The organism is Streptomyces sp. NPDC006544, assembly GCF_040611715.1.
Taxonomy (GTDB): Bacteria; Actinomycetota; Actinomycetes; order Streptomycetales; family Streptomycetaceae; genus Streptomyces.
In genome coordinates, this window is the sequence record NZ_JBEXOV010000117.1 from 1 (window position 1) to 19,626 (window position 19,626).

At 72.0% G+C, this 19,626-nt stretch carries 21 protein-coding genes; 12 read left to right on the forward strand and 9 right to left on the reverse strand.

The genetic code is table 11. The features are described 5' to 3' along the window. The first annotated feature begins 255 nt into the window (after window positions 1–255). Genes ABZY44_RS33145 through ABZY44_RS33160 form a run of 4 tightly spaced genes read left to right on the forward strand, consistent with a single transcriptional unit; the run spans window position 256 to window position 4,731 of the window. Window positions 256–2,178, forward strand: a complete 1,923-nt coding sequence (locus tag ABZY44_RS33145; RefSeq protein WP_356660401.1) for a C1 family peptidase — start codon at window positions 256–258, stop codon at window positions 2,176–2,178. A gap of 38 nt (window positions 2,179–2,216) precedes the next feature. Continuing rightward, entirely contained in the window at window positions 2,217–2,588 is a 372-nt protein-coding gene (locus ABZY44_RS33150; RefSeq protein WP_356660403.1) for a protease inhibitor I42 family protein, read from the forward strand. Between the two features lie 56 nt (window positions 2,589–2,644). Further along, window positions 2,645–3,295: a GntR family transcriptional regulator gene (locus ABZY44_RS33155; protein WP_356660405.1), complete on the forward strand. Its 651-nt coding sequence runs from the start codon at window positions 2,645–2,647 to the stop codon at window positions 3,293–3,295. Further along, window positions 3,292–4,731, forward strand: coding sequence for an MFS transporter (locus ABZY44_RS33160; protein ID WP_356660407.1), 1,440 nt, complete (start codon window positions 3,292–3,294; stop codon window positions 4,729–4,731). Before ABZY44_RS33155 ends, ABZY44_RS33160 begins: the two co-directional genes overlap by 4 nt. Window positions 4,732–4,799: 68 nt before the next feature. Here ABZY44_RS33160 and ABZY44_RS33165 read toward each other — a convergent pair whose 3' ends face one another. Further along, window positions 4,800–5,630 (reverse strand): maleylpyruvate isomerase family mycothiol-dependent enzyme, encoded by an 831-nt coding sequence (locus tag ABZY44_RS33165; RefSeq protein WP_356660439.1) that lies wholly within the window; start codon window positions 5,628–5,630, stop codon window positions 4,800–4,802. A 158-nt stretch (window positions 5,631–5,788) separates the two neighbouring features. On the opposite strand from ABZY44_RS33165, the gene ABZY44_RS33170 reads away from it, so the two are divergent. Then, window positions 5,789–6,568: a carbon-nitrogen family hydrolase gene (locus ABZY44_RS33170; protein ID WP_356660409.1), complete on the forward strand. Its 780-nt coding sequence runs from the start codon at window positions 5,789–5,791 to the stop codon at window positions 6,566–6,568. A 13-nt stretch (window positions 6,569–6,581) separates the two neighbouring features. Here the strand turns inward: ABZY44_RS33170 and ABZY44_RS33175 are convergent, their stop codons facing one another. After that, window positions 6,582–7,097 carry an LURP-one-related family protein gene (locus ABZY44_RS33175; RefSeq protein ID WP_356660411.1) on the reverse strand — a complete coding sequence of 172 codons (516 nt, stop codon included), beginning with the start codon at window positions 7,095–7,097 and terminating at the stop codon, window positions 6,582–6,584. 32 nt (window positions 7,098–7,129) lie between these two features. Here ABZY44_RS33175 and ABZY44_RS33180 point away from each other — a divergent pair, with 32 nt between their 5' ends. Continuing rightward, window positions 7,130–7,930, forward strand: a complete 801-nt coding sequence (locus tag ABZY44_RS33180; protein ID WP_356660413.1) for a hypothetical protein — start codon at window positions 7,130–7,132, stop codon at window positions 7,928–7,930. A 28-nt stretch (window positions 7,931–7,958) separates the two neighbouring features. After that, on the forward strand, window positions 7,959–8,486 hold the full coding sequence (locus ABZY44_RS33185; protein WP_356660415.1) for a DUF4240 domain-containing protein: 528 nt from the start codon (window positions 7,959–7,961) through the stop codon (window positions 8,484–8,486). 33 nt (window positions 8,487–8,519) lie between these two features. On the opposite strand, the gene ABZY44_RS33190 is transcribed toward ABZY44_RS33185, so the two are convergent. Continuing rightward, window positions 8,520–9,869 (reverse strand): MFS transporter, encoded by a 1,350-nt coding sequence (locus tag ABZY44_RS33190; RefSeq protein ID WP_356660417.1) that lies wholly within the window; start codon window positions 9,867–9,869, stop codon window positions 8,520–8,522. A gap of 141 nt (window positions 9,870–10,010) precedes the next feature. On the opposite strand from ABZY44_RS33190, the gene ABZY44_RS33195 reads away from it, so the two are divergent. Continuing rightward, entirely contained in the window at window positions 10,011–10,556 is a 546-nt protein-coding gene (locus ABZY44_RS33195) for a helix-turn-helix domain-containing protein (RefSeq protein ID WP_356660419.1), read from the forward strand. A gap of 78 nt (window positions 10,557–10,634) precedes the next feature. Here ABZY44_RS33195 and ABZY44_RS33200 read toward each other — a convergent pair whose 3' ends face one another. Beyond that, window positions 10,635–10,853, reverse strand: coding sequence for a hypothetical protein (locus ABZY44_RS33200; RefSeq protein ID WP_356660421.1), 219 nt, complete (start codon window positions 10,851–10,853; stop codon window positions 10,635–10,637). 201 nt (window positions 10,854–11,054) lie between these two features. Here ABZY44_RS33200 and ABZY44_RS33205 point away from each other — a divergent pair, with 201 nt between their 5' ends. Continuing rightward, the gene (locus tag ABZY44_RS33205; protein ID WP_356660423.1) at window positions 11,055–12,893 is read left to right on the forward strand and encodes an NHL domain-containing thioredoxin family protein; all 1,839 of its coding nucleotides are present in this window, start codon (window positions 11,055–11,057) and stop codon (window positions 12,891–12,893) included. 77 nt (window positions 12,894–12,970) lie between these two features. On the opposite strand, the gene ABZY44_RS33210 is transcribed toward ABZY44_RS33205, so the two are convergent. The 5 genes from ABZY44_RS33210 to ABZY44_RS33230 form a co-directional block, all read right to left on the reverse strand. Next, window positions 12,971–14,269 carry a M18 family aminopeptidase gene (locus ABZY44_RS33210; RefSeq protein ID WP_356660425.1) on the reverse strand — a complete coding sequence of 433 codons (1,299 nt, stop codon included), beginning with the start codon at window positions 14,267–14,269 and terminating at the stop codon, window positions 12,971–12,973. A 99-nt stretch (window positions 14,270–14,368) separates the two neighbouring features. Continuing rightward, a complete protein-coding gene (locus ABZY44_RS33215; protein WP_356660427.1) occupies window positions 14,369–15,112 on the reverse strand; it encodes a hypothetical protein in 744 nt (247 codons plus the stop codon). 248 nt (window positions 15,113–15,360) lie between these two features. Then, entirely contained in the window at window positions 15,361–17,187 is a 1,827-nt protein-coding gene (locus tag ABZY44_RS33220) for an acyl-CoA dehydrogenase (protein ID WP_356660441.1), read from the reverse strand. Between the two features lie 67 nt (window positions 17,188–17,254). Next, window positions 17,255–17,680 (reverse strand): ATP-binding protein, encoded by a 426-nt coding sequence (locus ABZY44_RS33225; RefSeq protein ID WP_356660429.1) that lies wholly within the window; start codon window positions 17,678–17,680, stop codon window positions 17,255–17,257. After that, window positions 17,677–17,883, reverse strand: a complete 207-nt coding sequence (locus ABZY44_RS33230) for a hypothetical protein (RefSeq protein WP_356660431.1) — start codon at window positions 17,881–17,883, stop codon at window positions 17,677–17,679. The genes ABZY44_RS33225 and ABZY44_RS33230 overlap by 4 nt, the downstream gene beginning before the upstream one ends. Window positions 17,884–17,998: 115 nt before the next feature. On the opposite strand from ABZY44_RS33230, the gene ABZY44_RS33235 reads away from it, so the two are divergent. From ABZY44_RS33235 to ABZY44_RS33245, 3 genes are read left to right on the forward strand one after another with little or no spacing between them, the layout of a single operon-like run. Then, the gene (locus tag ABZY44_RS33235) at window positions 17,999–18,850 is read left to right on the forward strand and encodes a helix-turn-helix transcriptional regulator (RefSeq protein ID WP_356660433.1); all 852 of its coding nucleotides are present in this window, start codon (window positions 17,999–18,001) and stop codon (window positions 18,848–18,850) included. Further along, complete coding sequence (locus ABZY44_RS33240) at window positions 18,831–19,034, forward strand: DUF397 domain-containing protein (protein WP_356660435.1); 204 nt, start codon at window positions 18,831–18,833, stop codon at window positions 19,032–19,034. The genes ABZY44_RS33235 and ABZY44_RS33240 overlap by 20 nt, the downstream gene beginning before the upstream one ends. Before the next feature lie 48 nt (window positions 19,035–19,082). Continuing rightward, window positions 19,083–19,535 carry an SseB family protein gene (locus tag ABZY44_RS33245; protein ID WP_356660437.1) on the forward strand — a complete coding sequence of 151 codons (453 nt, stop codon included), beginning with the start codon at window positions 19,083–19,085 and terminating at the stop codon, window positions 19,533–19,535. Window positions 19,536–19,626 lie beyond the last annotated feature (91 nt).

Consider the following 19,626-nt stretch of genomic DNA (forward strand, 5'->3'; position numbering starts at 1 on the left):
GCTCCGCGTCGCGTAGCACCGCACCCCGGCCCGCGCTGGCCCGGCGGCGCGCGAGGCGTGCGACCGCGTGCGACCGCCGTGCCGCCGCGCGACCGTACGGACCCCCTTGACGTGCCCTCCGGCCGGATGGAAGCTCCCGGGGCTCGGATCCGTACGGTGCGTTGGGGGGCCGGAATGCCGGAGCAGTCGGAGCAGCACGTCCAGACGGCGGGTGAGCTGAGGGCGAGGCTCGCGGCCAGAGGGGCGCGGTGGTCCGTGAGCGAACACCTCGCCGACGACGATCCGGTGCCGAGGCCCGCGCTGGGCCTGCGGCCGGGAGCCGGTCTCACGCCCGCGGCGGCCGCGCCGCCGGTCGACCTGCGGGAGCTCATCGGGCGGCCGAGCGGCAATCCGCACCTCACCCGGCGCAGGGCGGCGCACGGCCTGCTCCGGGGGCCGGGATCCGGTCCGGGGCCGGCGGCGGAGGCGGGACAGGAGGCGGAGGCGGGACCGGAGGCCGAGACCGGGGCCGTTCCGGCCGCCACCCGCCCGATGGCCGTGGACTGGCGCAGCCGCTGGGGCTGGCCCTGGATCACGAAGGTCAAGGACCAGAACCCGTGCAGTTCCTGCTGGGCCTTCGGGGCGGCCGGCCTGATCGAATCGATGGCCCGGATCGAGCACCACGTGTGGGCCGAGCGGTCCGAGGGGGACGTGCACGACGGGCTGCGGGCCCCCTGCGGGCAGACGGGCAGCCCCGAGGCCGCGCTGGACTGGGTCAGGACCCACGGCGGGCTCGCCGATCCGGGCTGCTGGCCGTACTCACCGCCCCCGCCCGGCACCCCCGCCGACCGCCGCGACGCCTGGCGGACCGAGTACACCCCGAGCTGGGACCGCTCCGGCCGTACGGTCCGGATCCCCGACCACGTCCGGCTCGGCGACGTCGAGCAGCAGAAGGTGTGGCTGGACACGGTCGGCCCGCTGACCGCCTGCTTCGACGTGTACGACGACTTCTTCGGCCTCGGCTCCGGCGTCTACCACCGCACCAGCGACCGGCTGGCGGGCGGCCACTGCGTCCTGATCACCGGCTATGACGACGCGGCCGGCTGCTGGCTGTTCAAGAACTCCTGGGGGACCGGCTACCACGTCGGCGGGCACGGCCGGATCGCGTACGGAGAGGTGAAGATCGACCACTGGGTCAAGTGCGGCCTGCGCGGCACCAACATCGACCCGTGGAGCAAACGGCGCCTGCACACCGGCAACGTGTACGAGAGCGGCAACGGCCGCGCCCACCGCAACTTCGAGATGGCGGCTCTGGCGGTCGGAGCCGAAAGCGGCAGCGGCGGCGCCACCGGCAGCGGCGGCGGCGCCATCCAGCACTGGTGGCGCGACGGCGACGCCCCCTTCGCGTGGGCCCGCGCCCGGGCCTTCGCCTCCGACGCCTCCGGCCAGCCCGCCTTCACCGGGACCACGTACAACCGGAACATGGAGACGCTCCACGTCACCACCGGCGGCCGGCTGCGCCACTGGTACTACGAGCAGTCCGGCGGCGCCTGGCGCGACGGCGGCGCCTTCGGCCCCGGCGACGCGGCGATCGGGTCGACGCCGGCCTTCATCCAGAGCGACTACGGGGCTCCGGGCAACTTCGAGGTGGTCGTCCGCACCGCCGACGGCCGGCTCAACCACTGGTGGCGGATCAACGGCGCCCCCTGGACCTGGAACGACGGCGGCCGCTTCGCCTCCGGCATCGCCCACTACGGGCCGGCCCTGGTCCAGACCCGCTCCCGCCACCTCGACCTGGTCGCCACCCGCACGGACGGCCGGATGCAGCTGTGGTGGCGGGACGATCCGAACGGCTTCGTCTGGCATCCCGGAGAGGTCTTCGGCAGCGGAATCACCTCCGCCCCCTGCCTGGTCGAGGCGCAGTACGGGGCGGCCGACGAGGACACCGCCGGGAACTACGAACTGTGCGTGACCGCGGAGGGCGGCCGCGTGGAGCACTGGTGGCGCGACAACGCCGGCGACTCCTCCTGGCGGCGCGGCGCGGTCTTCGGTCACGACGTGCTGGCCGTCACCGGGATGCTGCAAGGCAGCTTCGGGTTCAACCTGGAGGTGATCGCCCTGCGCACGGACCGCCAGCTCCAGCACTACTGGCGCGACGGCGCGGGCTGGCACGAGGGAGCGGTGATCGGCCCGGCCTGAGGAGCCGACCGGCCGCGGTTCGAAAGGACGGCTCCGAGGTGGAGGTACGCAAAGTGGAGCTCGCGCCCGGTGAGCCGTACGAGCTGCGCCTCACCGGGCGCGGTGCGCGCGGCTACGTGTGGACCTGGCGGGTGACCGGCGACGCGGACGCCGTCTCCGTGTCCGAGGGCCCGCCGTCGCCCACCGCCGCGACCGAGCCGCCGCTGCCCGGGGCGACCGTGGAGCGGGTGTACGTCGTACGCGGCCGGGCGGCGGGCTCCGCCCGGATCCGCTTCGCACAGGTCCGGCCGCCGTATCCGGACGAGGCCCCGTACGACGAGTTCGTCCTGGACGTGGACGTGGACGCGGACGTGGACGCGGACGTGGACGCGGACGTGGACTCCGGGGGCGGGCCGCCGTCGGAGGGGTGAAGGTCCACATCATGGACGGCGGCCCCGCGTACCCATGTTGTATCTATGCTGTGCGCATGCCATCAGCCACCGTCACCGTGACCGCTGCCGAACGGGTCTACCACCACGTCAAAGAGGGCGTCCTCGACCGGCGCTACGAGGGCGGCACGCTGCTGACGGAAGGTGAGCTCGCGGCCTCCGTGGGCGTCTCCCGCACGCCGGTCCGCGAGGCGCTGCTGCGCCTCGAGACGGAGGGGCTGCTCAAGCTGTACCCGAAGAAGGGCGCGCTCGTCCTCCCGGTCTCCGTCCAGGAGATCTCCGACGTGATCGAAACCCGGCTGCTGGTCGAGGAGTTCACCGTCCGACGGGCCGTACCCGCCCCGCCCGGCCTCTTGGACCGGCTCGCGGAGCTGGTCGAGGAGCAGCGCCGCCTCGGCGCCGCGGGTGAGCTCGGCGCGATGATGGCCGCCGACCGGGCCTTCCACGCGGAGATCGTGCGCAGCGCCGGCAACCAGATCCTGTGCCGCCTCTACGACCAGATGCGCGACCGCCAGCTGCGCATGGGCGTCGCCCTGCTGCACGCGCACCCCGAGCGGGTGGAGCGGACGCTCGCCGAGCACGCGGAGATCCTCGAGGCACTGCGCGCGGGCGACGCCGAGACGGCCGCGGCGGCGGTACGGGCGCACGTGGGCCGGGTCGCGGAACTGGTCCGGGGGCCCGCCCGATGAGCCAGGCGGCGGCAGCGGCAGCAGGAGCGCCGGCCGGAGGGGCGGAAGGAGGGGCGGAAGGAGCGGCGGCGGGAGAGGCCAAGGACCCCGTGGGCGGCCGCCGGGCCGTGCTCGTCTGGTCGATCGGTGTCGCCGTCTACTTCGTGGCGGTCATCTTCCGCACCAGCCTCGGCGTCGCGGGCCTGGAGGCCGCCGACCGCTTCCACGTGAACGCCTCGGCGCTGTCCACGTTCTCCCTCCTCCAGCTGCTGGTCTACGCGGGCATGCAGATACCCGTCGGCCTGATGGTGGACCGGCTCGGCACCAAGAAGGTGCTCACCCTCGGCGCCGTGCTCTTCACCGCCGGACAGATCGGCTTCGCCCTCTCCCCCTCCTACGGCATGGCCCTGGCCGCCCGCGCCCTCCTGGGCTGCGGCGACGCCATGACCTTCATCTCCGTGCTGAGGCTCGGGACCCGCTGGTTCCCGGCCCACCGCGCCCCGCTGATGGCGCAGCTGGCCGGCCTGGTCGGGATGGCGGGAAACCTGGTCTCCACACTGGTGCTGGCGCCCGTACTGCACGGGGTCGGCTGGGTGCCGGCGTTCGCGGGCAGCGCGGTGGCCGGGCTGATCGTCCTGGTCCCGCTCGTCCTGTTCCTGCGCGACCACCCGGAAGGCCACGAGCCCGCGCGGGCCGCGGCCGGACGGTCCGCGGCGGGGGGTTTCGTACGCCGCCAGATCGCCGACTCCTGGAGGGAGCCCGGGACCAGGCTGGGGCTGTGGGTGCACTTCACGACCCAGTTCCCGGCGATGGTGTTCCTGCTGCTGTGGGGCATGCCGTTCCTGGTCGAGGCGCAGGGGCTGTCGCGCACCACGGCGGGCGGGCTGCTGACGCTCGTCGTCGCCTCGAACATGGCCGTCGGCCTGGTCTACGGGCAGGTCGTGGGCCGGCGGCAGTCGTCGCGGATCCCCCTGGCCCTGGGCACGGTCGCCGTCACCGCGCTGCTGTGGGGCTCGGTGCTGGCCTACCCGGGGGACCACGCGCCGATGTGGCTGCTGATCGCGCTCTGCCTGGTGCTCGGCACCTGCGGTCCGGCGTCGATGATCGGCTTCGACTTCGCCCGCCCGGCCAACCCGGCGGAACGTCAGGGCACGGCCTCCGGAATCACCAACATGGGCGGTTTCGTCGCGTCGATGACGACCCTGCTGGTGGTGGGGCTGCTGCTCGACGCCACGGGGGACAACTACCGCATCGCGTTCTCGTCGGTCTTCGTCCTGGAGGTCGTGGGCCTCACCCAGATCCTGCGCCTGCGCGGCCGCGCGCTGACACGCGAGCGGGAACGAGCCCTCGACCGCGACCGGGAGCGCGTCCGGATCGCCTCCTTGCCGGCCCAGGGCCGGCCGGCCGGCGCCGTGGCCGGAGCCGCGCCCGACACCACCAGCCCGGCGCGCGCCTGAGCCCCGCGCGCGTCCTCGGCGCACGGGTTCGCGCCGTCAAGCCGTCAAGCCGTCAAGCCGTCAAGCCGTCACGGGGTCACCGAGAAGTGGGCCAGGATGGCCTCGGCCAGCGCCGGGTCGCCTTCCACCTTCACGCGGTCGGCGACGGCGTGCGGCCGTACCCGCCCGCCCGCGAGGCGTACGTACGTCTCCCAGTCCAGGGTCAGCGTCACGGCCGGGCCCAGCGACGGGGCCTTGTCGATCGTGCCCCGCCCCTCCGCGTCGACCCGTACGGTCCGCATGAACTCCAGCGCCCCGTGCACGTCGATGACGACGGCCGAGTTCGCGGGCGCGCCCGCCTTCTTCGCGACCACCTTCGGCAGCCCGGCCAGCAGGATGTCGCGCGCCACGTACGCGCCGGGCGAGTCCCAGTTCCCCGGCGTCCCGAGCGCTGCCCGCAGGTCCTGCTCGTGCATCCACACGTCGAACGCGCGCAGCCGCAGCGAGTGCTCCAGCGTCGCGGGCTCGCCCAGCGGCCCGCGCACGATCGTGTCCGGATCCCGCTTCTCGTTCCGCAGCTGCCGGGAGCGGCGGATGATCGTGTACTCCAGCTCCGAGGTCATCTCCGGCGCCGTGTGGTGGCGCCGTACGTCGACCTGGACTTCCATGTACCGGCTGAACTCGTCGACCACGTGCCGCAGGTCCCGCGGCAGGGTGTGGATCGGCCGCGGGTCGCCGAGCTGCTCGCATTCGATCCCGATGACGTGGGACACGACATCGCGCACGGACCAGTTGGGGCACGGCGTCGCGCGGTTCCACGCACCTTCCGTCAACGGAAGGACCAGCTCGGATATCGCCTCGATGGAGTGCGTCCACGCGTCGGCATAGGGCTGAAGACTCGGATGCGGATGGACGGTCAACGGGACCCCTCGCGTGCTGTTCATTGGCGCGTTGGTGGCGCGTTCTGGAAGCTTGTGCAATGGCTTCAAAACTACGCTGCCGGTGAGCACCCCGGCAGTGCTTTCGTGTGACGATCGTAGGCCCGAGTTGACGGCTTGAACGCCAGGACGGTGGTACCGTGCGCGCTTCCCTGATCCAAATCGCGGTGAATGAGGGGGAGTCGGTGGTTTCCCGCCGCTCCCGTGCCGCAGAGCTCGTACGGGAGCAGGCGGGCAGCGACCTCGTCGTCCTCCCCGAGCTGTGGACCGTGGGCGCCTTCGCCTACGAGCAGTTCGAGACGGAGGCCGAGCCGCTGGACGGCCCGACCTACGAGGCCATGTCCAAGGCGGCCCGCGACGCCGGGGTCTGGCTGCACGCGGGCTCCGTCGTGGAGCGCGCGGGCGACGGCTCGCTCTACAACACCGCGCTCGTCCTCTCCCCGACGGGCGAGCTCGCGGCCACGTACCGCAAGATCCACCGCTTCGGCTTCGACCAGGGCGAGGCCGTCCTGATGTCGCCCGGCGACTCCCTGACCACCGTGGAGCTGCCGGAGCAGACGCTCGGCATCGCCACCTGCTACGACCTGCGCTTCCCGGAGCTCTTCCGCGGCCTGGTCGACGCCGGGGCGACGACCATGGTCGTCGCCGCGGGCTGGCCCGCCCGCCGCCGCTCCCACTGGACCCTGCTGAGCCGTGCGCGGGCCGTCGAGGACCAGAGCTACGTCCTCGCGTGCGGGCTGGCCGGCACCCACGCCGGCGTGGAACAGGCCGGCCACAGCCTGGTCGTCGACCCGTGGGGCGAGGTCCTCGCGGAGGCGGGCCCGGGGGAGGAGGTCCTGACGGTGGACCTCGACCCGGCCAAGGTCGCCACGACCCGCGAGCAGTTCCCGGCCCTGAAGGACCGTCGCCTGTCCCTGTGAACCGGCCGGCCACTCATGACTCCTCACTCCTCGGGTCCGGGCCCTCGCGCTCCTTCTCCGCCATGCGGATCACGCACACCGCGACGGCGATCAGCAGCGCCGCGTCCGCGTCCTCGCGGATCACGTCGACGGCGTACGTCTCGCGGATCCGGTACCACTGGCGGGAGACCAGCGCGAGGAGCTCCCCGTCGTACTCGACCTTGAACTCCCGTTCCAGGATCCGGCCGCTGATGTCGAGCTCGGTGCCCTCGTTCAGGGTCACGAGGTAGTGGTTGCGCAGCAGCGAGAAGCGCTTCCTGCGGATCACCGCGAGCCGACGGTCGTCCCGCTCCAGCGTCATCGCGTCGCGGAAGGCGAACAGCTTCTCCCGCAGCGTGATCAGGGTCTGCCCGTCCGGGTCCTTCAGCTCCAGCGTGTCCCGCAGCCGCAGCGCCTTCCCGTCGACGAGGAAGGCGTGGCGGCCGTCCTCGTCCTCGATCCAGTAGTCGTCCCCGAGGGCCAGCAGTTTGTCCCGAACCAGGTATTTCATGCCGTCATCGCTGCCCGCGATAGGTTGCCGCCATGCCTCTCCTCTACGTGACCGACCTGGCGTACCCGGCGCGCGGCCGCCGCTACTGCGACGAGGACATCTTCCTCAGCTCGCGCCTGCGCGAGCACTTCGACCTGGCCCTGTGCCACCCGCTCGACGCGGAACGCCTGATGCCGGCCTTCGACGCCGTGATCATCCGCAACAGCGGCCCGGTCATCCACTACCAGGACGCCTACGACTCCTTCCGCGAGGCGGCCCTCGCCGCCGGCACCCGGGTGTACAACCCGCTCACCGGCCGCGGCGACATGGCGGGCAAGCAGTACCTCCTCGACCTGACGGCGTCCGGCCACCCGGTCATCCCGACGGTCGACGACCCCGCGGACCTGGGCCTGCTCCCGTCCTCGCCCTCGTACGCGGTGAAGCCGAAACAGGGAGCGGACTCGATAGGCCTGTCCTTCACCGCGGACCCGCGGTGCGCGCCGGGCGAGTTCCTGATCCAGCCGCGCGTGGACTTCGCGTACGAGGTGTCCTTCTACTTCGTGGACGAGGCCTTCCAGTACGCCCTCCACGCCCCTGACCCCTCCCGCCGCTGGGAACTGACCCCGTACGACCCCACCCCGGCGGACCTGGCGTTCGCCCGCGGTTTCATCGACTGGAACACCCTCGAGCACGGCATCCAGCGCGTGGACGCCTGCCGGGCACCCTCCGGCGAGCTCCTCCTGGTCGAACTGGAGGACCTCAACCCGTACCTCTCCCTGGACCTCCTGCCGCCCGAGCTCCGGACCGCCTTCGTCGAGGCCCTGACCCGCTCCCTGCACGCGTTCGGGGCGTGATGTCAGACCCGGGTGCGAGGCTCGGATCATGGACAAGCAGACGTTCTGGAAACTGATCGAGACGGCCCGTGCGCAGGCGGAGCCGGACCAGGTGGCGGAGCGCGCCGCGGAGTTGCTCGCGCAGTACCCGGCGTCCGAGACGGCCGCCGCCCAGCAGGTGCTGTGGGACCTCCTCGCGGAGTCCTACCGGGCTCCGCTCTGGGCCGCGGCCTACCTGATCAACGGCGGCTGCTCGGACGACGGCTTCGACTACTTCCGCGGCTGGCTCCTCACCCAGGGGGAAGCGGTCTTCACCGCCGCCCTGGCGGACCCGGACTCCCTGGCGGACCACCCGCCGGTCCGCGCGGCGGCGGCCGGCGAGGAGGGCGAAGACCTGGAGGACGAGGACGCCCTGTCCATAGCCTGGACCGCCTACGCATCCGCCACCGGCCGCGAACTCCCGGCGGACTCCTTCACGATCGGCTACCCGCCGCTGGACCCGTCCTGGGACTTCGACTTCGACGACACGGCGGAACTCGCGCCCCGCCTCCCCCGGCTGAGCGCGCTCTTCGCCTGACCGGGCCGCCGCGAGGGGACGCGAGGGGAGGGGCTACTTCGCCGCCGCCGCCCTGCGCTGGGCGGCGGCGAGCACCAGGGCGGACGCGCCGGCCAGCAGCACCGCCACGATCACCGCCGTCCAGCCGCGCCGGAATCCCTCCAGTGCGGCCTGGGGCCCCTGCGGGGTGCCGATCAGGCTGACCGTCAGGGCGACGCCCACGACGGCTCCGATCTGCCGCGCCATCGTGGTGACCGCCGATCCGGTGGCGAAGCGCGCGGGCGGCAGCGCCGCCGCCGCGGCCCCGATCAGCGTGGGCAGCACCAGCCCCACGCCCAGGCCGGTGAGCAGCATCCCGGGGAGCAGTCCGGTGACGTAGTCAGGGCTGGCCTCGATACCGGCGGCCCACCAGCCGACGCCGCCGGCGAACAGCAGGGTGCCGAGGGCGGCGAGCCGCCCGGGTCCGAGCCTGCGCACCAGCGCGGCGCTGCCCAGCGCGACCGGTGGCACCAGCAGCGGCCCCGGGGCGATGGCGAGTCCGGTGCGCAGCGCCGAGTAGCCCCAGATCTGCTGGCACCACAGCGTCGAGGTCAGCAGCATCCCGGCGAAGGCGACGGTGAACAGCAGTGCGGCGGTGTTGGCCGCGGCGAAGCTGGGCACGCGCAGCAGCGGCAGTTCGACGACGGGGGCCGGGTGGCGCGCCGAGCGGCGCAGGAAGCCGGCGGTCAGCAGGAGGGCGGCGAGCAGGCCGCCGAGCACCCCGGCCGAGCCCCAGCCCCAGTCGTCGCCCTTGACCAGGGCGACGGCGAGGGCGCCGATGGCGAGGGTGAGCAGTCCCGCCCCGAACAGGTCGGGCAGCGGGCCGCGCTCCCGGCCCCGCGGCCTGGGAAGGACGCGTGCGCCCACGGCGAGGGCGGCGATGCCGACCGGGACGTTGACGATGAACACCCAGCGCCAGTCGGCCTCGACCAGCAGTCCCCCGAGGACCGGTCCCAGCCCCGCGGCGATCCCGCCGATGGAGGCCCAGGCCCGGATGGCGCCGGGGCGTCCGGCCGGAGGAGTGGCGTCCAGCAGGAGTGCGAGCGAGGTGGGCATCAGCGCGGCCGCGCCCGCCGCCTGGACCATACGGGCGGCGTCGAGCCAGCCGACGCCGGGGGCGAGCGCGCAGAGCGCGGAGGCGGCGGTGAAGACGGCCAGCCCGGCGAGGAACACCGCGCGGTGGCCGACCCGGTCCGCCACCCGTCCGGCGGGGACCAGCAGCGAGGCGAAGACGATGGCGTAGCCGTTCAGCACCCAGGAGAGGCCGGCCAGCGTGCTGCCGTGGAAGTGCTGCTGCATCGCCGGGAGGGCGACGTTGACGATGAACAGGTCGAGGTTCGAGACGAAGACCGCGGCGGCGACCACCAGGAACGCCGTCCGGCGGTGGGGCCGCCCTCCCCGAACGGCCGGTGGAGGAACTGAGTTTGATATTCCAACTATCTCCATGGCCGCGAAAGCTAGCGGAAGTGAGTTTGATAACGCAACCCTCTATGGCAGGCTGGTGGAGTGACCCAGCCCGCCGCCGACCGCTCCGTCGGCCACAGCACCGACCGTCACGCCGCCGCCCCCCTGCCGGGCCGCCCGTGCTCCATCGCCGCCGCGTTGCAGGTCCTCGGCGAGAAGTGGGCGCTGCTCGCCGTGCGCGAGCTCTTCTACGGCAACCACCGCTTCGACCGGATCGTCACCAACACCGGCGCGCCGCGGGACCGCCTCACCGCCCGGCTGCGTGCGCTGGAGGAGGCGGGAGTGGTCGAGCGCCGCGCCTACAGCGAGCGCCCGCCGCGCTACGAGTACCACCTCACCGACGCCGGTCGGGACCTCGCCCCGCTGACTCAGGCGCTGCTCGCCTGGGGCGACCGCTGGCTGTCCCCGGAGCCTCCGGTGGTCCTGCGCCACCACCCGGCGGACCGGCCGGAACACCCCGACCACCCGCTGGACGCGGCCTGGACCTGCCGCACCTGCGGGGCGGAGGTGCGCAACCCGGACGTCGCCCTGGAGATCCACTCTCCCGGCTGGGAACGCCAGGGCCCGAAGCCGCCGCCGGAGGGGTAGCCGGCAGGGGGACCCGGCGCCGCGCGGATGAGGTGCGCGGGGGAGCCGGTCAGGCGGTGCTGGTCGTAGCGACCACGGCTAGAGACCGCTGGTGTCGAGGTCGAGGTCGAAGGGCGCGGGCAGGTGGACCGGGGTCCCGATGGCGTGCGGCCCGTCGACCTCGGTGCAGCCGAGCCGGCCGGGGCCGGCGAACAGGGTGACGGTCTTGAAGATCCAGGTCGCCTGAGCCGGTGACGCAGCCCAGCTCCTTGACCCGCGGTTTGATCTGATCGCGGATCTCTTCTGCCGCGTTCTCATGGGGCCGGCTCGGCGTCACCTGGCTGATGACTCCTTCGACGAGCGCGTGCTCGCGGTCGATGCCCATGAATCCCGCTGCCGCCCGCGCCGCCCCGTCGGCCGCCGTCCCGCTCCCGTCCACAGCCGTACGCCGTCCCCCGCGTCGTAGGCCTGCCGTACGCATGTGATCCGACGTTCATACCAGGATGGCAAGCTTGAAACATGAACGATGCTGCCCCGGCGCCCACCCCCGCGCCCGCGCCCCGCCGACGTGCCCGTGTCCGTGCCCCCGAGCTGATCGGCAAGGGCGGCTGGCTGAACACCGGTGGCAAGGAACTCACCCTCGCCGACCTGCGAGGTAAGTGCGTTGTCGTGGATTTCTGGACCTTCTGCTGTGTGAACTGCCTCCACGTGCTCGACGAGTTGCGGGAGCTGGAGGAGAAGCACCGCGACACCGTCGTGATCATCGGGGTGCACTCGCCGAAGTTCGTGCACGAGGCCGAGCACGCGGCCGTCGTCGACGCCGTCGAGCGGTACGGGGTGCACCACCCCGTGCTCGACGACCCCGAGCTGGCGACCTGGAAGCAGTACGCCGTGCGGGCCTGGCCCACGCTCGTGGTGATCGATCCCGAGGGGTACGTCGTCGCGCAGCACGCCGGTGAGGGCCACGCCCACGCCATCGCACGGCTCGTCGAGGAGCTGGAGGCCGAGCACGAGGCCAAGGGGACGCTGCGGCGCGGCGACGGGCCGTACGTGGCGCCCGAGCCGGTCGCGGGGGACCTGCGGTTCCCCGGGAAGGCGCTCGTGCTGCCGTCGGGGAACCTGCTCGTCTCCGATACGACCCGGCACCAGCTGGTGGAGCTCGCCGCCGATGGCGAGAGCGTCGTGCGCCGCATCGGCAGCGGCGAGCGCGGTTTCACCGCCGAGAGCTTCAGCGAGCCCCAGGGTCTCGCGCTGCTGCCCGACGGGACCGTCGTCGTCGCCGACACCGTCAACCACGCCCTGCGCCGCTTCGACCCCGTCACCGGCGCCGTCGAGACCGTCGCCGGCACCGGGCGCCAGTGGTGGCAGGGGTCCCCGACCTCCGGGCCGGCGCTCGAGGTCGACCTGTCCTCGCCGTGGGACGTGGCCTGGTGGCAGGGCCGGCTGTGGATCGCCATGGCGGGCGTCCACCAGCTGTGGACCTGGGATCCGGAGACCGGCACCGTCGCCGTGGCCGCCGGGACGACCAACGAGGGGCTGCACGACGGGCCGGCCGCCGAGGCCTGGTTCGCCCAGCCCTCCGGGCTCGCCGCCACCGAGGACCGGCTGTGGATCGCCGACTCCGAGACCAGCGCCCTGCGCTACGTGCACCGCGAGGGCGGGGACTACGCGATCACCACCGCCGTCGGGTCCGGCCTCTTCGACTTCGGCCACCGCGACGGCGACGCCGCGCAGGCGCTGCTCCAGCACCCGCTCGGGGTCACCGCGCTGCCCGACGGCTCGGTCGCGGTGTGCGACACGTACAACCACGCCCTGAGGCGCTACGACCCCGCGACCGGGCAGGTCACCACGCTCGCCACCGATCTGCGCGAGCCCAGCGACGCCGTGCTGGCCGGGGACGACATCGTCGTCGTCGAGTCCGCCCGGCACCGGCTGACGCGGCTGCGGCTCCCGGAGGAGGCCGTCCGCGTGGACGCGGTCGCCCACCGCACGCAGCGGGAGGCCACCGAGGTCGCCCCCGGCGCGCTCCGCCTCGACGTCGTCTTCCAGGCGCCGGCCGGCCAGAAGCTGGACACCCGCTACGGGCCGTCCACCCGCCTGCTGGTCTCCGCGACCCCGCCCGAGCTGCTCGCCGCGGGGGAGGGGGCCGGGACGGACCTCTTCCGCGACCTGGTCCTCGCGGACGGCGCCACCGAGGGCGTCCTGCACGTCTCCGCGATGGCCGCCTCCTGCGACGACGACCCGGCGAACGAGTACCCCGCCTGCCACGTCCACCAGCAGGACTGGGGCGTCCCGGTGCGGGTCGCCCCGCAGGGGGCGACCCGGCTGCCGCTGGTCCTGGCCGGCCTCGACGCCTAGGACAGGGGGCACGGGAACGCGAAGTGCCCGCCGGGGACGCCCCGGCGGGCACTTCGCGTCGTAAGGGCCCGGGGGCGTCAGCTCTCCAGGAACGCCAGCATCGTGTTCGCCAGCAGGTACGGGTCGTCCGCGCCGCACAGTTCGCGCGCGCTGTGCATCGAGAGGATCGCCACGCCGATGTCGACGGTCTGGATGCCGTGGCGGGCGGCGGTGATCGGGCCGATCGTCGTCCCGCACGGCATCGAGTTGTTGGAGACGAAGGTCTGCCACGGCACGCCGGCCCGCTCGCAGGCGCTCACGAACACGGCCCGCCCGCTGCCGTCCGTCGCGTACCGCTGGTTGACGTTGACCTTCAGGATCGGGCCGCCGTTGGCGCGCGGGTGGTGCGAGGGGTCGTGCCGCTCCGCGTAGTTGGGGTGCACCGCGTGACCGGTGTCCGAGGAGAGGCAGATCGTGCCGGCGAAGGCCCGCGCGCGGTCCTCGTAGGAGCCGCCGCGCGAGAAGACAGAACGTTCCAGCACGTTGCCCAGCAGGGGCCCGTCCGCGCCGGTGTCCGACTGCGAGCCGTTCTCCTCGTGGTCGAAGGCGGCCAGTACGGGGATGTGGTCGAGCCCCTCGATGGCCGAGGCCGCCGCCAGCGCGGCGATGCCCGCGTGCACGGACAGCAGGTTGTCCAGGCGCGGACCGGCCATCAGCTCGCGGTCGCGGCCCAGGTACGCGGGCGGCTCGATCGAATGGGGCATGAGGTCCCAGCCGGCCACCGAACCCCGGGGGAGGTTCTCCTCGTCCTCGAGGAAGGCGATGAGGTCGCCCTCCTGGACGTCGCCCAGCCCCCAGATCGGCTGCATGTGCCGCTGCTTGTCGAGCTTGAGGCCCTCGGTGTTCACCGACCGGTCGAGGTGCACGGCGAGCTGCGGGACGCGCATCAGCGCACGGTCGATGTTGACGAGCCGTTCGGTGCCGTCGTGCAGGGTCAGCCGCCCGGCCAGGCCCAGGTCCCGGTCGAGCCAGGTGTTCAGGAGGGTGCCGCCGTAGACCTCGACGGCGATCTGGCGCCAGCCCTGCGAACCGGTGTCGGGCAGCGGCTTGACCCGGAGGTTGGGGGAGTCGGTGTGCGCGCCGATGATCCGGAACGGGGTGTGCGCGGCCGCGCCTTCGGGCACGTACCAGGCGATGATCGCGCCGCCGCGGGTCACGAACTTGCCCCCCGTGGTCGCGTCCCAAGCGTCCGTTTCCGCCAACTGCCTGAACCCGGCCTTCTCCAGCCGCTCGGCCGCGTTGGCCACGGCGTGGTACTGCGACGGACTGGCCGTCAGGAACGACATCAGGTCGTCGGTGTGGCCGCGGTCGAAGCGGGCGGCGGCGGGAGAGCTCATGTATTCACCTTAACGACGGTCGTGTTCGCCATGTCCGGACTGCGGCGGATAGTGGAAGGTAGGTCAGCGGAGGCGTGGTCAGCACCCCCTCGAGCCCTCTCAGCCCGGCGGTCGCTCGAAGCGACGCTGCAACTGCCTGCGCTCGCCCCGACGGATGCGCGGGAGCATCTCCGGGGTCTGCGCGGAGCGCTGTGCGCGTCTTTTGCGTCCGGCGCAGAAGATACAGGCCTCGCCCGCCGGCGCGTCGGGATCGATCGGTGCCCCGGGATGCTCGGAGCAGCCGGAGGCGTTGCGCGGGCGGGACAGCTCGCGGGCCACGATGAACGCGCGGTGCAGGTCGTCCGCCATCGCGACGAAATCGTCGGGGGGCGAGGAGAGGCTCAGGTGGAAGCGCCGCTCCTCGACCGTGCGCAGGCACGCGCGCAGCGCTTCCAGCGTGTAGGGGGGGTCGGGCACGGGATAGCCGAGCCGGCGCTGCTCCCCGGCGGGCGGGGCGGCGGCCGCCGCGCGGGCGCCCTGGGCGCGCATGCCGAGGCGGCGGCGGTCGTTGCAGATGAGGCAGCGCCCCCAGCCCTCGGGCGCCTCGGGGTCGAGGGCGCCGTTGGGGTGTTCCGGGCAGCCCGTGTAGCTCTTGGCGGGGGCGAGCCCGGCGGAGGTCTGGAAGGCCGTGTACAGGGCGTCGGCGACGCCTTCGTACTCGCTGGGGTGGGAGCCGTCGTAGAGCTCCTTGAGGTGGTCGCCGAGGCTGCCCACGGCGGACTGCAGCTCCTTCAGGGCGTACGGCCGCCCGGTCGGGACGGAGTACCCCCTGCTGCCGTGCTGCTCCTGCGGTCGTGGGCTCATACCCACGAGCGTGCCACGAAGCACCGACATCCCGGGAACCCCGCAGCCCACGGGCGGTGCGGGGGGCGCGAGAGGCTCGCCGGGCGCCCCCGCGTGCCCCGGCCGCTCCCCGGTCGCGGGGGCGCCGGCCCGGGAGCGGGCACGCCGCCGGCCGGGCCCCTGTGCGAAGGGCCCGGCCGGTACGCGTACGGGGCTGCGGCCGCTCCCCGGGGACGGCCGGGGGAGCGGCGCGCGGTCTGGCCGGGGGCCTAGAACGCGGCTTCGTCGAGCTCCATCAGGGTGTTGTCGACGGTCTCGGCGAGCGCGCGGGCGACCGAGACGCCGGGCAGGATCTGGGAGGCGAAGAACTTCGCCGCCGCGATCTTGCCGGTGTAGAACGGCACGTCCTTGGCGGAGGCGGCCGGCAGCTTCTCGGCGGCCACGGCCGCGCCCTTGAGGAGCAGGTAGCCGACGACCACGTCGCCCGAGGCCATGAGCAGGCGGGTGGTGTTCTGGCCGACCTTGTAGATGTTCTTGACGTCCTCGCCGGTGGCGGTGAGGTCGACGATCATCTGCCCGACGATGGCCTCCAGGTCCACGGCGGCCTTGGCGAGCGCGTCGCGGGCCGGGGCCAGGTCCTCGCCGCCGACGGCCTCGGCCAGGAACTTCTTGATCGTCTCGGAGAGGACGTTCAGGGAGGCACCCTGGTCGCGGACGATCTTCCGGAAGAAGAAGTCCTGGCCCTGGATGGCCGTGGTGCCCTCGTAGAGGGTGTCGATCTTGGCGTCGCGGATGTACTGCTCGATCGGGTACTCCTGCAGGTAGCCGGAGCCGCCGAAGGTCTGCAGGGACTGGGCGAGCTGCTCGTAGGACTTCTCCGAGCCGTAGCCCTTCACGATCGGCAGGAGCAGGTCGTTCAGGCCGATGAGGGAGGAGGCGTCCTCGCCCGCGGCCTGCTTGACCTGGATCTCGTCCTGGATGGAGGCGGTGTACAGGACCAGGGCGCGCATGCCCTCGGCGTACGCCTTCTGCGTCATCAGCGAGCGGCGCACGTCGGGGTGGTGCGTGATGGTGACCTTGGGGGCGGTCTTGTCCATGAAGTTGGCCAGATCCGGACCCTGCACGCGCTCCTTGGCGTACTCCAGCGCGTTCAGGTAGCCGGTGGAGAGGGTGGCGATGGCCTTCGTGCCGACCATCATCCGGGCGAACTCGATGATCATGAACATCTGGCGGATGCCGTCGTGCTTGTCACCGATCAGCCAGCCCTTGGCGGGGTGCTGGTCGCCGAAGGTCATCTCGCACGTGTTGGAGGCCTTGAGGCCCATCTTGTGCTCGACGTTCGTCGCGTAGACGCCGTTGCGCTCGCCCAGCTCGCCGGTCTCCCAGTCGAAGTGGAACTTCGGGACGAGGAAGAGGGACAGGCCCTTGGTGCCGGGGCCGTGGCCCTCGGGGCGCGCGAGGACGTAGTGGAGGATGTTCTCCTCCATGTCGTGCTCGCCGGACGTGATGAAGCGCTTCACGCCCTCGATGTGCCAGGAGCCGTCGGCCTGCTCGATCGCCTTGGTGCGGCCGGCGCCCACGTCCGAGCCGGCGTCCGGCTCGGTGAGGACCATGGTCGAGCCCCAGCGCTTCTCGACGGCGATCTCGGCGACCTTCTTCTGCGCCTCGTTGCCCTCTTCGAAGAGGATGCCGGCGAACGCCGGGCCGGAGGAGTACATCCACACGGCCGGGTTCGCACCGAGGATCGTCTCGGCGAACGCCCAGATGAGGGAGCGGGGCGAGGTGGTGCCACCGATCTCCTCGGGCAGGCCCAGACGCCAGTACTCGGAGTCCATGAAGGCCTGGTAGCTCTTCTTGAAGGACGCCGGGACGGGCGCGGTGTTGGTGGCCGGGTCGAAGACCGGCGGGTTGCGGTCGGCGTCCTCGAAGGAGGCGGCCAGCTCGTTCTCGGAGAGCTTGGTCATCTCGCTGAGGATGGTCCGCGCGGTGTCGGTGTCCATCTCGCCGAACGGTCCGGTGCCGTACAGCTTGTCGCGTCCGAGCACCTCGAAGAGGTTGAACTCGATGTCGCGGAGATTCGACTTGTAGTGCCCCATGGCGACGGCTCCGTTAAGGCTCGGTGAGACGGGTTCCTGATGCATACCACTCGGTAACGTAATGATGCTACCGACCGGTAATAAGACGCAACCCCTCGCGCTCGGACTGTGACGACTCTCTCTGCCCCCGCACTCCGGGCAGCTCGCACCACACCGTCTTGCCGGTCCCCTCGGGGCGCACGCCCCACTCCAGCGCCACGGCGGCCAGCAGGGCCAGCCCCCGACCGGACTCGTCGGCGTCCGCGGCCTGCCGTCGTACGGGTTCCCGCGGATCGGGGTCGGTGAGCTCGACCCGGGTCCGGGCTGCCCTTCCGGTGATCCGCAGCGTGACGGGGGTGCCTTCGCCGAGGTGGGCGAGGGCGTTGGTGAGCAGCTCGCTCACGCAGAGCTCGGCGTCGGGTGGGGCCCCGGCCCCGAGGTGCTCCCGCACCGCGCGGCGGGCCAGGGGGACGGCGGCGGGGGTCGCGAGCAGCCGGATGGTCAGGTCGTTCACGGCTTCGCCAGGGCGGCCGTCAGCCGCTGGGCGGTGGCGAGGTTGCAGTTGCCGAGGGAGATGAGGGGAGGAGAGGCGTAGCGGCCGGAGTAGGAGAGGAGGTGGAGGTCGAGGGAGGGGAGGGCGATCCCGTGCGAGGCCAGTGCGGTGCGGAGCTCCATGAGGCAGTCGATGGCCTCGCGGTCGTGGGGGTGGCTGCTCATGACATGACCCTTCGGGTGCGGAGTGTGACGAACTCCTCACAGCGTGGCGCGGCTCGGCGTACCGTTGGAAGGGTTTCGAGTCCACAGGGCGAAGTGTGGAAGGCAGGCCCCGAGGATGGCCGTGAGCAAGGACATTGACGGTTCGGCGAGTGTGCCGGCCTTCTATGGCAAGGAGATGCGCTGGCGCAGGGAGGCGGCGGGGTTCACGCTTCAGCAGACCGTCGAAGGCAGCTTCTACGGGGTCAGTTACCTGAGTGAGATCGAGCGTGGCCAGCGGCGCATCCCGTTGGATCTGGCGCAGCACGTGGATCTCGTCCTGGACACCGACGGGTTCTTCGAACGGTGTTGCGAGGATGTGAGGAAGGCTCGGCAGGGGCCGCATGCGCCCTACTTCGCGCCGGTCGCGGCGAGCGAGCAGCGGGCACGCAGTATCGAGGACTGGGCTAACTCGATCATTCCCGGTCTGCTGCAAACCGCGCCGTACACCCGCGCGATCGCCCACTCAACTCACCCCATGGATCTGCCCGAGGAGGTCGAGGCGAAGGTCCAGAACCGGTTGCGTCGAGCCACACTCTTCGAGAATCCGAAGAGGCCCGAGTACTGGGTGATCATGCAGGAGTCGCTGCTGCGGAACCCGTTGCTGTCCGGTCGGGAGATGGCGGAACAGCTGGACCACATCGCCGCGCTGACCCGGCGCCGCAGGATCGTTCCACAGATCCTTCTGTGGAACGCCGCGACCCAGCCGTTCATGGCGCACTCGATCAAGCTGCTGGAGTTCGATGCAGAGCCGCCGATCATGTACACCGAGGGCCCGTATCACGGCCAACTAGTCGAGGATCCGGCCACGGTGAAGGCGTATCGCAAGGCATACGATCGGCTGAGGGCTGCCGCACTGCCGTCCGAGGCGTCCCTCGCCATGATCGAATCTATAGCCGAGGAGCTCCGAAATGGAGAGCATCACCATTGACTTGAGCGATGCCGTCTGGAGGACGAGCACGTACAGCAACGGTGACAACGGCGATTGCGTCGAGGTGGCGGACGGCCTGATCGGGATCGTCCCCGTCCGGGACTCCAAGGTGCAGGACGGGCCCGTCCTCGTGATCGGGGCCACCGCGTGGATCGGCTTCGTCGGGGGGCTGAAGTCCCACTGACCGGAACTCGTCGTCCCGGCGGGCCACGCCATCGGTAGGCTTCGGCCCATGTACGGCTACGACCAGAACGTGAGCGCGGGCCAGCAGCAGCAATACGCGCAGCCCCAGCAGGGCTACGCGCCGCCGCTGTACCCCGAGCCCTCGCCGCCCTCCCTCGCGGACGCGGTACGCGCCTTCACGACCGGGTCGCTGTCCGCCGAGGACTTCCAGCAGATCTTCGCCAATTCCAAGGTCTACTGCCCGCGCGGCGAGACCCCGGGCTTCCTGGCGCTGCACAACACGCAGCAGCCGGTCATCCCGATGTTCACCACGCTCAAGGAGCTCCGCCGGTACGCCGGCAAGGAGTCCAAGTACTTCGTGATCACCGGCGCCGAGGTGATCGACCTGCTGCCCACCGGCTACGGCTTCGTCCTCGACATGGAGGGCGACCACCGGATGGTCTTCGACGCGAAGGCGGTCGAGCAGATGGTCGACTACGCGATGCGCCGCATGTACGGCTAGTGTCCTGCGCCAGAGATCCGTCGGCAGAAGCGGGCGAGGGAGTCCAGGATCTCCTCGGCTGTCTTGGTCCAGATGAACGGCTTGGGGTCTT